General features: G+C 69.0%; 11 protein-coding genes and 1 tRNA gene. 4 read left to right on the top strand and 8 right to left on the bottom strand.

Going from position 1 to position 13,081, the window contains the following annotated elements:
- Positions 1 to 47: 47 nt before the first annotated feature.
- The 5 genes from HD600_RS13865 to aceE all read right to left on the bottom strand — a co-directional run bounded on the left by HD600_RS13865 (position 48) and on the right by aceE (position 6,343).
- Positions 48 to 296: an acyl carrier protein gene (locus HD600_RS13865; RefSeq protein ID WP_144796245.1), complete on the bottom strand. Its 249-nt coding sequence runs from the start codon at positions 294 to 296 to the stop codon at positions 48 to 50.
- A 68-nt stretch (positions 297 to 364) separates the two neighbouring features.
- Entirely contained in the window at positions 365 to 1,366 is a 1,002-nt protein-coding gene (locus tag HD600_RS13860; RefSeq protein WP_184284342.1) for a beta-ketoacyl-ACP synthase 3, read from the bottom strand.
- Positions 1,363 to 2,301: an acyltransferase domain-containing protein gene (locus tag HD600_RS13855; protein ID WP_184284341.1), complete on the bottom strand. Its 939-nt coding sequence runs from the start codon at positions 2,299 to 2,301 to the stop codon at positions 1,363 to 1,365. The genes HD600_RS13860 and HD600_RS13855 overlap by 4 nt, the downstream gene beginning before the upstream one ends.
- A 90-nt stretch (positions 2,302 to 2,391) precedes the next feature.
- Complete coding sequence (locus HD600_RS13850; protein WP_144797059.1) at positions 2,392 to 3,585, bottom strand: PucR family transcriptional regulator; 1,194 nt, start codon at positions 3,583 to 3,585, stop codon at positions 2,392 to 2,394.
- A 31-nt stretch (positions 3,586 to 3,616) separates the two neighbouring features.
- Positions 3,617 to 6,343, bottom strand: coding sequence for a pyruvate dehydrogenase (acetyl-transferring), homodimeric type (aceE, locus tag HD600_RS13845; RefSeq protein WP_184284340.1), 2,727 nt, complete (start codon positions 6,341 to 6,343; stop codon positions 3,617 to 3,619).
- A gap of 154 nt (positions 6,344 to 6,497) precedes the next feature.
- Here aceE and HD600_RS13840 point away from each other — a divergent pair.
- Positions 6,498 to 6,570 (top strand) — tRNA-Val (locus tag HD600_RS13840).
- A 33-nt stretch (positions 6,571 to 6,603) separates the two neighbouring features.
- On the opposite strand, the gene HD600_RS13835 is transcribed toward HD600_RS13840, so the two are convergent.
- From HD600_RS13835 to HD600_RS13825, 3 genes are all read right to left on the bottom strand, one after another.
- Positions 6,604 to 7,623: an NADPH:quinone reductase gene (locus HD600_RS13835; RefSeq protein ID WP_144796241.1), complete on the bottom strand. Its 1,020-nt coding sequence runs from the start codon at positions 7,621 to 7,623 to the stop codon at positions 6,604 to 6,606.
- 55 nt (positions 7,624 to 7,678) lie between these two features.
- Positions 7,679 to 9,289 carry an MFS transporter gene (locus HD600_RS13830; RefSeq protein WP_338402246.1) on the bottom strand — a complete coding sequence of 537 codons (1,611 nt, stop codon included), beginning with the start codon at positions 9,287 to 9,289 and terminating at the stop codon, positions 7,679 to 7,681.
- A 67-nt stretch (positions 9,290 to 9,356) separates the two neighbouring features.
- Positions 9,357 to 10,196, bottom strand: coding sequence for an aldo/keto reductase (locus HD600_RS13825; protein ID WP_184284339.1), 840 nt, complete (start codon positions 10,194 to 10,196; stop codon positions 9,357 to 9,359).
- Positions 10,197 to 10,245: 49 nt separating this feature from the next.
- On the opposite strand from HD600_RS13825, the gene HD600_RS13820 reads away from it, so the two are divergent.
- The 3 genes from HD600_RS13820 to HD600_RS13810 are packed head-to-tail and all read left to right on the top strand — an operon-like array spanning position 10,246 to position 13,072.
- Positions 10,246 to 10,620: a YchJ family protein gene (locus HD600_RS13820; protein ID WP_184284338.1), complete on the top strand. Its 375-nt coding sequence runs from the start codon at positions 10,246 to 10,248 to the stop codon at positions 10,618 to 10,620.
- Between the two features lie 32 nt (positions 10,621 to 10,652).
- Positions 10,653 to 11,384: a CT398-like coiled coil hairpin domain-containing protein gene (locus tag HD600_RS13815; protein ID WP_184284337.1), complete on the top strand. Its 732-nt coding sequence runs from the start codon at positions 10,653 to 10,655 to the stop codon at positions 11,382 to 11,384.
- Positions 11,381 to 13,072, top strand: a complete 1,692-nt coding sequence (locus HD600_RS13810) for a bifunctional 3'-5' exonuclease/DNA polymerase (RefSeq protein ID WP_338402245.1) — start codon at positions 11,381 to 11,383, stop codon at positions 13,070 to 13,072. Before HD600_RS13815 ends, HD600_RS13810 begins: the two co-directional genes overlap by 4 nt.
- Positions 13,073 to 13,081 lie beyond the last annotated feature (9 nt).

Below are 13,081 nucleotides of genomic sequence, written 5' to 3'. Positions count from 1 at the left end.
AGAGATGCCACGCCCCGCGGTCCGCGGGCGTGGCATCCCAAGGGTGTTTACGCCTGGCCTGCGACGATGAAGTTGACCGCGTCAGCGACCGTCTTCAGGTTCTTGACCTCGTCGTCGGGGATGGTGACGCCGAACTTCTCCTCGGCGTTGACGACGATGGTCATCATCGAGATCGAGTCGATGTCGAGGTCGTCCGTGAAGGACTTCTCGAGCGCGACTTCGGAGCTGTCGATGCCGGTCTCGTCGGTGATGAGCTCGGCGAGGCCGGCGAGGACCTCATCCTTGGTGAAAGCCATGTGGTTTTCCTCTTTCTTGCGGGTTGTGTTCGGAACCGTTGCCCAGTCTAGGGAACGGCATGCGGGGTTCAGGGGAGGACGACGACCTGCGCGGCGAAGACGAGGCCGGCGCCGAAGCCGATCTGCAGGGCGAGTCCACCGGACAGCTCGGGGTGCTCGGTCATGAGACGGTGGCTGGCGAGCGGGATCGACGCGGCTGAGGTGTTGCCCGTGGTCTCGATGTCGCGCGCGATCACGGTGGAATCGGGCAGCTTCAGCTGCTTGGCGAACTCATCGATGATGCGCATGTTCGCCTGGTGCGGGATGAAGGCGGCCAGATCGGATGCCTCGACACCGGCGACCTCGAGGGCTTCGCGGGCGACCTTGGCCATTTCCCACACCGCCCAGCGGAAGACCGTCGGGCCTTCCTGACGCAGCGTGGGCCACGGCACCTCGCCGTCGCGGAACTGGGTGAGCGTGCCGTTCATGGCGACGACCTCGGACTTCGAGCCGTCCGAGCCCCACACCGCGGGGGCGATGCCGGGCGTCTCGCTCGGTCCGATCAGCGCGGCGCCGGCGCCGTCGCCGAGGAGGAAGGAGATGCTGCGGTCGGTCGGGTCCACGACGTCGGAGAGCTTCTCCGCGCCGATCACCAGCGCGTAGCGTGCAGCGCCCGCGCGGATGAGGGCGTCGGCCTGTGCGATCGCGTACGCGTATCCCGCGCAGGCGGCGTTCATGTCGTAGGCTGCGGCCGGGTTGGCGCCGACGCGGTCGGCGACGATCGCAGAGACGGAGGGCGACTGGCGCGGGTTGCTGATGGTCGCCACGATGACGAGATCGACGTCGGATGCCGCGACGCCCGATTTCTCGATCGCCTCCGCGCCTGCGGCGGAGGCGAGGTCGATCGCGTCGGTGCCCTTGTCGGCGCGCACGCGCGTGACGATGCCGGTCCGCTGACGGATCCACTCGTCGCTGGAGTCGATGGGGCCGACCAGATCGTCGTTGGGCACCGCGTTCTCGCCGCGCGCGGCACCGTACGAGAGGATGCGGGTGTACTGCGGCCCGGTGGCCTGCTTGAGCGTGGCGGTCACTTCGTCTCGTTCCTCTCGCTGGCGGCTGCGTGCAGCAGGTCAGCCGCTGCGTCGAGATCATCGGGGGTCTTCACGGCGACGACGGGGGTGCCGCGCAGACCGCGCTTGGCGAGTCCGGTGAGCGCTCCTGCGGGGGCCAGTTCGATCATGCCGGTGATGCCGGCCTCGGCGAAGGACGCCATGCACAGATCCCAGCGCACCGGAGAGGACACCTGGCCGGTGATGAGCTCGAGCGCCTGCGCGCCGGTGGTGACGACGGAACCGTCCCGGTTCGTCCACAGCGTCATGGCGGGGTCGTTCGGCGCGGCCTCGGCGACGGCGGCGCGGAGGGCGTCGACGGCCGACGACATGTAGGACGTGTGGAACGCGCCGGCGACCTGCAACGGGATCACCCTCGTTCCCTTCGCCGGCGCCTCGGCAAGAGCCGACAGAGCGGTGAGCGCACCTGCGGCGACGATCTGGCCACCGCCGTTGTAGTTCGCCGGGGTCAGTTCGAGCTCCGCGAGACGGGCGAGGACGGCATCCTCATCACCGCCGAGCACAGCGCTCATGCCGGTGGGCGCCTGCGCTGCGGCGTCCGCCATGGCACGTCCGCGGACGCCGACGAGACGCATGGCCTCCTCGGCGGACACGACCCCCGCGCCCACGATCGCGGCCAACTCGCCGACGGAGTGACCGGCGACGCCGTCCCCGTCGCGCCCGGCGCGGGCACGCAGGGCCTGTGCGGCGATGAGGGAGGCGGCGACGATCAGAGGCTGAGCGATGCGCGTGTCGCGGATCGTGTCGGCGTCCGACGTCGTGCCGTGCTCGATCAGATCGACCTCGGCGGCTTCCGAGAACAGGGCGAGGCTGTCGGCCACGCCGTCGAGCTCGAGCCAAGGGGCGAGGAAACCAGGAGTCTGGGAGCCCTGTCCGGGGCAGGCGACGACAATCACCTCCCCAGTCTGCCAACGATCATGAGGATGTGGTGGACGTACCCTCACAAGATTCCGGAGATCGTTTGTGCGTGGCGTACAGAAGGGTGGTCAGCGCGTGCGACGAGCGGACGGCCGCCGGCGCACGCTCTCCGCCGTCCCGATGGAACCGAGGATGAGCGCGGTCTGCAGGATCAGCGCCTCGCGCGGCCCGGTCGCATCCCACCCGATGACCTCGCTGACGCGCTTGAGGCGGTAGCGCACGGTGTTGGGGTGCACGAAGAGTTCCCGGGCCGTCGCCTCAAGGGAGCGGCCGTTGTCGAGATAGCTCCACAGGGTCGTCACCAGGTCCGTCGAGTGGGCCTGCAGAGGGCGATAGATCCGGTCGATGAGGGTCTGCTTCGCCAGCGGATCGCCGGCCAGCGCACGCTCGGGGAGGAGGTCGTCCGCTTCGACGGGCCGGGGAGCCGTGCGCCAGGCGCGCGCCACGGCGAAACCGGCGAGGGCCGCGCGTGCGCTCTGGCCGGCGTCGACCAGGGCAGTGACCGGCGGGCCGAGAACGACGTAGCCGGGGCCGAACGACGGCTCGAGGCGGGCGGCGATCTCTTCGAAGGCGAGTTCTTCCTGCTCCTCATCCTTCCCGGCGACCCGTGCGCGTCCGAGGACGAGGACGAGACGCGACCCCTGAACGCCGATGAGCACGTCGACGGCGAGCTTGCGGGCCGTGCGCCGCACGTGGTCGACGTCGAACTGCGGCGGTGTGGTGCCGACCAGAACGCACACCTCGCCATGGCCGTGCCAACCGAGGGCCGCGATTCGGCTCGGCAGCTCCTCGTCGGCTTCGCCGGTGAGGATCGAGTCCACTACGAGCGCCTCAAGACGCGCGTCCCAGAGTCCACGAGCCTCCGCGGCGCGTGCGTACACATCCGCGGCCGCGAAGGCGACGTCGCGGGAGTACAGCAGGATCGCTTCGCGGAGCATCTCGCCCTTACCTGCGATGCGCTCCTCGGTGATCTCGACCGTGACGCGGATCAACTGCAACGTCTGAGTGAGGCTGACGCTGCGCAGCAGCTCTCGCGGAGCCGCCGCGAAGATATCCGCCGCGATCCACGGGGTGGACGTCGGATCGTCGAACCACTGGATGAACGACGTGATGCCGGCCTGTGCCACCAGCCCGACCGCAGAGCGGCGGGCCGGTGGCATGTCGGCGTACCAGGGCAGCGTCTCCTCGAGCCGTTGGATCGTCGCGGTCGCGAGATCACCAGAGATGCGGCGCAGCCAGGCGAGCGTCGCGGCCTTGTCCATCGACGCGGGAGACGAGGCGGTCACATGCAGCTCAGCTCTCGCCGCCGGCGTTTCCGCTCGTGCCGGCGTTGACGTTGTGCAGGTCGTACTTCGCGATGGCCTCCGCCACCACGGAGCGCTCGACCGCGCCCTTGTCGGCCAGCGCCTGCAGCGCGCGAACGACCATGGACGGTCCGTCGATCTTGAAGAAACGGCGAGCCGCAGCACGCGTGTCCGCGAACCCGAAGCCGTCGGCGCCGAGCGTGTAGTAGTCGCCCGGGACCCACTGACGGATCTGGTCCTGGACCGCGTGCATGTAGTCGCTCGTCGCGATGAACGGCCCTTCGGCCGACTGCAGCTTCTGCGTGAGGTACGCGACCTGCGGCTCTTCCTCGGGGTGCAGGAAGTTGTGCTCGTCGGCGGCGAGGCCGTCGCGGCGCAGCTCGTTCCAGCTCGTCACGGACCAGACATCGGCGGAGACGCCCCAGTCCTTCGACAGCAGCTCCTGGGCCTCGACGGCCCACGGCACGCCGACGCCGGAAGCGAGCAGCTGGACGCGCGGGCCCTCGCCGGTGCCCTCGGAGACGCGGTGGATGCCCTTGAGGATGCCCTCGACGTCGACGTTCTCCGGCTCGGCGGGCTGCTTGAAGGGCTCGTTGTAGACCGTGAGGTAGTACATGACGTCGGGATCCGGGTGGTTGCCGCCGTACATGCGCTCGATACCGGCCTGCACGATGTGGGCGACCTCGTAGCCGTAGGCCGGGTCGTAGCTGACCGTCGCCGGGTTGGTCGACGCGAGCAGCGGCGAGTGGCCGTCAGCGTGCTGCGTTCCCTCGCCGGTCAACGTCGTGCGTCCCGCCGTCGCGCCGATCACGAATCCGCGGGCCATCTGGTCCGCGGCCGCCCAGAAGGCGTCGCCGGTGCGCTGGTAGCCGAACATCGAGTAGAAGATGTAGATCGGGATCAGCGGCTCGCCGTGCGTCGAGTACGCCGTGCCCGTCGCGGTGAACGCCGCGGTGGCTCCGGCTTCGTTGATGCCGACGTGCATGATCTGACCCTGCGGGCTCTCCTTGTACGCAAGGAGCAGCTCGCGGTCGACGGCGGTGTAGTTCTGACCGTTGGGGTTGTAGATCTTCGCGGACGGGAAGTACGAATCCATGCCGAACGTGCGGGCCTCATCGGGGATGATCGGCACGATCCGCTCACCGAATCCCTTGACCCGCAGCAGGTCCTTGAGCATGCGGACGAACGCCATCGTCGTGGCGACCTCCTGGTTGCCCGAGCCCTTCTTGGGGAATGCGTAGTCCTTGTCCTCCGGGATGGACAGGCCGACGTGGGTGCTGCGGCGCTCCGGGAGGAAGCCTCCGAGGTCGCGGCGGCGCTCCAGCATGTACTGGATCGTCTCGTCCTGCGCACCGGGGTGGTAGTACGGCGGCTGGTAGGGGTCCTCCTCCAGCTGCGCGTCCGTGATCGGGATCTGCATGGTGTCGCGGAAGAGCTTGAGGTCCTCCAGCGTCATCTTCTTCATCTGGTGCGTGGCGTTGCGGCCCTCGAAGTGGGGGCCGAGGCCGTAGCCCTTGACCGTCTTCGCGAGGATGACCGTCGGCTGGCCCTTGTGCTCCATCGCGGCCTTGTACGCGGCGTAGACCTTGCGGTAGTCGTGGCCACCACGGCGGAGCTTCCAGATCTGGTCGTCCGTGTAGTCCTTGACCAGGGCGGCGGTGCGCTCGTCGCGACCGAAGAAGTGCTCGCGGACGAATGCGCCACTCTCAGCCTTGTACGTCTGGTAGTCGCCGTCCGGGGTGACGTTCATGAGGTTCAGCAGCGCGCCGTCGGTGTCGCGGGCGAGCAGCTCGTCCCACTCGCGGCCCCAGACGACCTTGATGACGTTCCAGCCGGCGCCGCGGAAGTAGGACTCCAGCTCCTGGATGACCTTTCCGTTGCCTCGGACGGGTCCGTCCAGTCGCTGGAGGTTGCAGTTGATGACGAAGGTGAGGTTGTCGAGCCCCTCGTTCGCTGCCACCTGAAGCTGACCGCGCGACTCGACCTCGTCCATCTCGCCGTCGCCCAGGTACGCCCAGACGTGCGAGTCGGCGACGTCCTTGATGCCGCGGTTCGCGAGGTACTTGTTCGTCATCGCCTGGTAGATGGCGTTGATGGGGCCGAGACCCATCGAGACGGTGGGGAACTGCCAGAAGTCCCGCATCATGCGCGGGTGCGGGTAGGAGGGGATGCCGTTGGGGGCACCGGACTTCTCCTGCCGGAACGCGTCGAGCTGAGCCTCGGAGAGGCGCCCCTCGAGGAATGCGCGGGCGTACATGCCGGGGGAGGCGTGGCCCTGGTAGAAGATCTGGTCGCCGCCGGACGGGTGGTCCTGACCGCGGAAGAAGTGGTTGTGGCCCACCTCGTAGAGCGACGCGGCGGACGCGTACGTCGAGATGTGACCGCCGACCCCGATGCCGGGCCGCTGCGCGCGGTGCACGGTGATCGCGGCGTTCCACCGGATCCAGTGGCGGTAGCGGCGCTCGAGCTCCTCGTCACCGGGGAACTCGGGCTCGTTCTCCGAGGCGATCGTGTTGATGTAGTCGGTGGTCGGCACCATCGGCACGTTGAGGTGCAGCTCTTTCGAGCGCTTGAGCATGCTGAGCATGATCTCGCGCCCGCGTCCTGGGCCCTTCGTGTCGACGAGCTCGTCGAGCGACTGCTGCCATTCGCCGGTCTCATCCGGGTCGCTGTCGAGCGGGCCCTGGGAGTACGGATCCTGATCGTGGACGGTCACGTGGAGCCTTTCGTCAAGCTGGCAGGTCTTGCCAAGGAAACGGGAAGCGACGCGGGGAGCCTTTGTCGGCCCGGCACAACGCGCGCCGTGTTCAGCCTAGTAGTCTTCCACGGTTACGGCGCGCATGAGACCACTGCGTAGAATGAAGGCACCAGGGCCTTTAGCTCAGCTGGTAGAGCGCCACGTTTACACCGTGGATGTCGTCGGTTCGATCCCGGCAGGGCCCACCTCGCATCTCCCGCCCCGGACCGGACCGATCGTCACTCGGTGACGCGGATGAGGACCTTGCCCACGGCGCCGTTCTCGACCGCGTCGTGCGCCTCCGCGGTCTCGTCGAGCGGATACCAGATGAGCGGCAGCCCGGCGCCCTCGCCGACCGGGAGCGCGCCGTCCCGCAGGGCGGCGGTGATGTCCTCGGCCGCCGCGGTCAGGGCATCCTGCCCGACGGTGTAGAGGAGAACACCCTGCCATCTGGCGTTCTTCGCGAAGCTCGCCATGACCGGCAGAGAGAATGTCTCGCCCTTGTCTGTCGCGTAGTAGGCGACGACGCCGTGGTTCGCGAGGACGCGCACATCCAGTCCGGCGTTCGTCGCGGGCGACACCTCCACGATGTGATCGACGCCGTCGGGGGCCGTCTCGAGGATGCGGTCGGCGAGCTTCTCGTCCGGGTAGTGGAACACGTGGTGGGCCCCGGCGCGGCGGGCGAGGCGTTCCTTCGCATCGCTGCTGACGGTGGTGATCACCACGGCTCCCGCCCATGCGGCGAGTTGGATCGCGGCGTGTCCGACCGCGCCGGCACCGCCCTGCACGAGGACGGTGCGCCCGGCGAGACTGCCGGGGGAGAGGCGTGCCGGTCCGAACTCGTGCACGGTGAGCGCCCTGTGCGCGGTCGTCGCCGGCACGCCGAGGCTGGCTCCGACGTCGAAACCGACGCCCTCGGGCAGCCGGACGACCCGCGCGGCCGGGAGGACGGTCGACTCCTGGGCGGTGCCGGTGGGGCGCTCATGCGCGGCGAGGTACACCCACACGCGATCGCCCACGTCCAGCCCGTCGACGGCGTCGCCCACGGCCTCGACGACACCGGCGCCGTCCTGGTTGGGCACCACGTCGGGGAACGGCATCGGCCAGTCCTCCCTCGCGCGCGCCTTCCAGTCGGTCGGATTCACTCCCGAGACATGGATGCGAACGCGCACCTCGCCCCGACCGGGTGCCGCCGGCTCGCGGTCGACGATCTCGAGGACGTCGGAGCTTCCCTTGCGCGTGTACGTGACTGCTCTCATGCAGGGTGCAAGCCCGACGGGCTGTGCGGTATTCCGCCGCGTGTGCGACCCGGAGTCAGTCCGCGACAGTACGTGCCTGCGGACCCGGCGCCGTGGTGGCACTGCGACGGCCGAGGGGAATGGTCGTCAACAGGCCGATTACGAGCGCGGCGATGCCGACCCACGCCGCGACGGAGACGCCCTGCGTGAGCGCCTCACGGGCGGCATCGGCGATGAACGCCGTCGACGGGTCCGCGGCCAGCTTCGCGATGAGCCCACCGGCGGAGTCGGAGACCCCGGCGACGAGTTTCCCGATACTCGGATCGGCGGCGATCTGGTCGGCGAGCCGGGCCTCTGTCCCCATGCGGAGTGTGGTGAACAGCGCGGTGCCGAGGATGGCGATGCCGAGAGCAGACCCCACCTGCCGGGCCGTGGATTGGGTGGACGATGCCTGGCCCGACCGGTCGACCGGCACGTCGACGAGGATCAACTGGGTGAGCTGGGCCGTGGCGAAACCGACGCCCATGCCGTAGAAGAACAACGGCACGCCGGTGACCCAGAGCGTCGAGTCGGAGCGGATGAGCAACGCCATCGCCGCGAGGGAGACGATCTCGAGGACGATGCCGAGCCTCACGAGCTGCACCGGCGTCATGCGCTTGGAGAGCGACGACACCGCGCCGCTGGCGAGGAACGAGCCGATCGCGAGCGGGAGGAGTGCGAGGCCGGCCTGGAAGGCGTCCATGCCGCGCGCGTACTGGAACCAGAGGGGGAGCGAGAGGATCAGACCGAACTCGCCGAGCGACACCGTCAGGGCCGTCACGTTGCCGTTGCTGAACGTCGGGATGCGGAACAGGGAGACGTCGAGGAGCACCGACTTGTCGGCCTTCACGCGGGCACGCTCGCGCATGACGAGCGCGAAGAGGACGATCACTGCGCCGAGGAACAGCAGAGGGATGACGCTGAAGTCCCCGAGACGCACGGGGGCGGCTTCTGTCGCCGTCCACCAGCCGTACGCGCGTCCTTCGATGAGCGCGAAGACGAGCATTCCGAACCCGAGGACGGACGCGCCCGCACCGATCCAGTCGGTGAAACGTGCGGCGTCGCGCTGGCGGGACTCGGGGGTGGTCATCAGCAGTCCGATGATGATGGCCACGCCGAACGGCACGTTGATCCAGAATGCCCAGTGCCAGGAGAAGGCGGAGGTCAGCCATCCGCCGAGGACGGGGCCGACGGCTGCCATGGAACCGATGGTCGAACCCCATACCGCGAAGGCGATCCCACGCTCACGCCCGGTGAAGGTCGCATTCAGGAGGGCGAGCGTCGTCGGCAGGATCATCGATCCACCGACGCCCTGGACGGCGCGCGCGGCGATCAGCCATCCACCGGTCGGCGCGAACGCGCACAGGATGCTCGCGCCGACGAAGACGACGAGGCCGATGACGAGCAGTCGGCGTCGACCGATCCGGTCGCTCATGACTCCCCACACCATGAGGAGCGCGGCGAACACGAGCGTGTACACCTCCTGCACCCACTGGACCTGCGTCGTGGACAGGCCGATGGAGGAGATGATGCTCGGCATGGAGACCGAAACGATCGTGGCGTCCATGATGATGAGCGCCACGGCGAAGGAGATGGCGGCGAGACCCCACCAGCGGAGCCGGTGGAAACGGTCGGATGTCTGAGTCACGAATGGAGATCATACTCCTTTTTCCGACAGGCCGTCGGCAAAAAAGGAGAGTGCGCGAAAAGAGGGGTCAGGACTCCTCGTGTGTGCGCGGATCGCCGTCGAACATGCGGCCGTCAGGACGGCCGAGCGCCGTGATCGCTTCGACCTCGGCGGCGTCGAGGACGACCGTCGCCGCGGCGAGGTTCGCCTCCTGGTGCTCGAGGGAGGACGCCTTCGGGATGGCGACGCTCTCTCGGGCCACATGCCACGCGAGCACTGTCTGTGCCGCGGAGATGCCGTGCGCCGCTGCGACTTCCTGAATGACCGGTTCGTCGAGCATCTCCTTCGCGCGGCCGATCGGGCTCCAGGCCTCCGTGATGATCCCGTGCTCCCGGTGGTAGGCGAGCTGCTCGCTCTGCGGGAAGTAGGGGTGCACCTCGATCTGGTTGACCACAGGGCGGACGCCGGTCTCGCGCTCGATCCGCTCCAGGTGCTCCGGCAGGAAGTTCGACACGCCGATCTGACGGACGATTCCGCGCGCCTGCGCATCGACGAGGGCGGCCCACGCCTGCACGTACTCGTCCTGGCTCGGATTCGGCCAGTGGATGAGGTGGAGATCTGTGACATCGAGACCGAGACGGAACCGGCTCTCCTCGATGCTCGGGCGCGCCTTCTCGCTGGGGTGATGCCGACCGGGGAGCTTCGTCGTGACGATGACCTCGGCACGATCCGTGGCGGCGTCCGCGACGCCGCGGCCCACCGCGCCTTCGTTCTCGTAGTTGAACGCGGAATCCACCAGACGGTATCCGGCGTCGATGCCGGCGGCGATCGCGGCGGCTCCGGCGTCGCCGTTCAGGCGATATGTGCCGAGGCCGATCGCGGGCAGCGTGAAGCCGTTGTGCGCGGTGCGGACGGGAACAGAAGTCATGAGGCCTCCCTCTCAGGTCTGGTCTCAGCGTACGCGGCATGATGGTCACATGCGCTGCCCCTGCACCTCCGGTGACGTCTACGACTCATGCTGCGGACCTGTGCTCGCCGGTACGACGAAGGCCCCGACGGCAGAGCGACTGATGAGGTCGCGGTTCACGGCGTTCGCGCTGGGGGACGCGCCCTATCTCCTCACGTCGTGGCATCCGTCCACTCGGCCCGCCCGGCTGGACCTGGACCCCGACGTCCGCTGGACCAGGCTCGACATCCTCGACGTCGTCGGCGGCGGGCCGTTCGACTCCGACGGGGTCGTCGAGTTCGAGGCGTTCTTCCGGGAGGCCGGTGCGCCGGGATCCATGCGCGAGCGCAGCCGATTCGTGCGGGAGGACCGGTCGTGGACGTACCTCGACGGACGAGGCGTCTGACGAGCGTCCACTGTCGCGGGTAAGTTGGTCATGTGAACGCCAGCCCCGAGCACCAGCGCATCCTTCTCGACGTGGCCGACCTCGATCGGCGCCTGCAGCAGGCCGAGCATCGTCGGTCGACGCCCCCGCAGGGGCCCCGGATCAACGAGCTCGCCAAGGCGCGCCAGGAGCAGTTGCGTGATCTGACCGTGCTGACCGGTACGCGCGACGACATCCGCACCGAGCTCACCCGTCTCGAGTCCGATGTCCGCGTGACCGAGCAGCGTCGCACCCGTGACACCGACCGCCTCGCGGCCGCGACCAACCCGAAGGACGCACAGGCGCTCGAGCACGAGCTCGCGAGCCTGGCCCGACGGGTGAGCGATCTCGAGGACACGCAGCTGGGAGTCATGGCACGCCTCGAAGAGGCCGAGGCCGCTGTCGCCGCGCAGCAGGCGCTCATCGACACGACCACCGCCGAGGGGACCGATCTCACCGCGCAGGCGAAGGCGCAGGTCGCCGCCGCCGCCACCGAGATCGAGCAGCTCACCCGTGACCGCGAGGCGATCGCCGCAGAGATCCCGGCGGATCTGCTCGCCGAGTACACGCGTCGCGCTTCCCGGGGAATCGGAGTCGGGCTTCTTCGACGAGGTACGTGCGAGGGATGCCGGATGATGCTCTCCGGAACGCACCTGAATGAGATCCGCCGCGCGGCTGCGGACGACGTCGTCTCGTGCCCGGAGTGCGGTGCCATCCTGGTTCGCACCGACGAATCAGGACTGTGACGACGCGGCCGGCAGCCGATTCGCGGATTCTGCTGGCCGTCGCCGAGGGCGAGATCCTCGCCGTCCGTGTCGATGCGGCGGGTGTGGAGGTGCAGCGCCACGAACTCCGGCCTGCCGACCTCGCTGACTGGGTGCGACGGGTCGAGGCGGAAGAACGACCCCGCTGGATCATCCGCAGTGCGAGAACCGTGTACGCCCCGCTGCTGGCTGCGGGTGTGCATCTCACCCGGACGCACGATCTGCTCCTGTGCCATGCGATCCTCCGGGACACCGACGCCGTCGCTCGCCCGCTGGCACCGTCGGCCGATTGGATGCCCCGGGAACCGGACGTCGGGGAACCGGGGCTCTTCGCGGCTGTCGATTCGCCGCATGCGGAGTCCGTCGATGATCTGCTGGCACAGACGCAGGAGCAGTTCCGGGTCATCGCCGCAGACCGCAGGGGCCGGCTCGCTCTCCTGTGCGCCGCAGAGTCCGCGGGCGGGCTCATCGCCGAGGAGATGCGCGCCGCGGGCCTGCCGTGGGACGCCGAGGTGCACGACGGCATCCTCACCGAGGTCCTCGGGGCTCGCCCTGCGGGCGGAGGGCTTCCCGCCAAGATGGCAGCGGCGGCGGATGCGGTGAGATTCCATCTCGGTGACCCGCACCTGCACCTGGACAGTCACGTCAAGCTGCTGCGTGCCCTGCACCGGGTGGGTGTGAACGTGGAGTCGACCAGTCAGTGGGAGCTCTCCGCGATCTCGCACCCCGTCATCGCTCCGCTCCTGGCGTACAAGAAGCTTTCCCGGCTCATGAGCGCGAACGGATGGGCGTGGCTTGCGGAGTGGGTGCGGGATGGGCGCTTCCGGCCGGTCTACATCCCCGGAGGCGTGGTGACGGGGCGCTGGGCATCGGCCGGCGGGGGAGCGCTGCAGTTGCCTCGGATGCTGCGTCCGGCTGTGCGCGCCGATCCGGGATGGACGCTGGTGGTCGCCGATGTGGCGCAGCTCGAACCGCGCATGCTCGCGGCGATGTCCTCCGACACCGCCATGGCACAGGCCGCCCGGGGCCAGGACCTGTACGCCGGAGTCGTGTCCTCGGGCGCGGTGGCCACAAGGGAGGAGGCGAAGTACGCCGTCCTCGGCGCCATGTACGGCGCGACCACCGGCGACAGCGGCAGGCTGGTGCCGCGTCTGCGGAGGGTCTACCCGCGCGCCATGCATCTCGTCGACGCGGCCGCGCGCACTGGCGAAGACGGTGGTGTCGTCTCGACCTGGCTCGGACGCTCATCGCCCCGCCCCGGCCCTGACTGGGATGCGGAGCAGGCGGCGGCGTCAGGGGCGGATGCGGAGCCTGCCGCGGTGAAGCGCGCGCGGGCCAGGGCCCGCGAGCGAGGTCGCTTCACCCGCAACTTCGTCGTCCAGGGCACAGCCGCGGAGTGGGCCCTGATCTGGCTGGCGGAGATCCGCCATCGGCTGCGCATGCTTCCCGTCGCCGAGACGCCGGCGACGGCATCCGGCCCCTTCGCGCACCATGCCCATCTCGCGTTCTTCCTGCACGACGAGGTCATCCTGCACGTGCCGGCCGAACACGCGGATGCCGCGGCAGAGGCCGTCCGCGAGGCAGCCGCTGTGGCCACAGCCCGGATGTTCGGGTCGTTCCCGATCGATGTGCCACTGGACCTCCGTGTGGTGCAGAGCGCGGAGAAGTAGACTGGTCGA

Source organism: Microbacterium ginsengiterrae (assembly GCF_014205075.1).
Classification (GTDB): domain Bacteria; phylum Actinomycetota; class Actinomycetes; order Actinomycetales; family Microbacteriaceae; genus Microbacterium; species Microbacterium ginsengiterrae.
This window is presented reverse-complemented; position numbering and strand designations above follow the sequence as displayed.

Bases quoted from the DNA above. Each gene is read 5' to 3' on its own strand.
- HD600_RS13865 (WP_144796245.1), bottom strand. From the start codon at position 296: ATGGCTTTCACCAAGGATGAGGTCCTCGCCGGCCTCGCCGAGCTCATC.
- HD600_RS13850 (WP_144797059.1), bottom strand. From the start codon at position 3,585: ATGGACAAGGCCGCGACGCTCGCCTGGCTGCGCCGCATCTCTGGTGAT.
- HD600_RS13835 (WP_144796241.1), bottom strand. From the start codon at position 7,623: ATGAGAGCAGTCACGTACACGCGCAAGGGAAGCTCCGACGTCCTCGAG.
- HD600_RS13825 (WP_184284339.1), bottom strand. From the start codon at position 10,196: ATGACTTCTGTTCCCGTCCGCACCGCGCACAACGGCTTCACGCTGCCC.
- HD600_RS13820 (WP_184284338.1), top strand. From the start codon at position 10,246: ATGCGCTGCCCCTGCACCTCCGGTGACGTCTACGACTCATGCTGCGGA.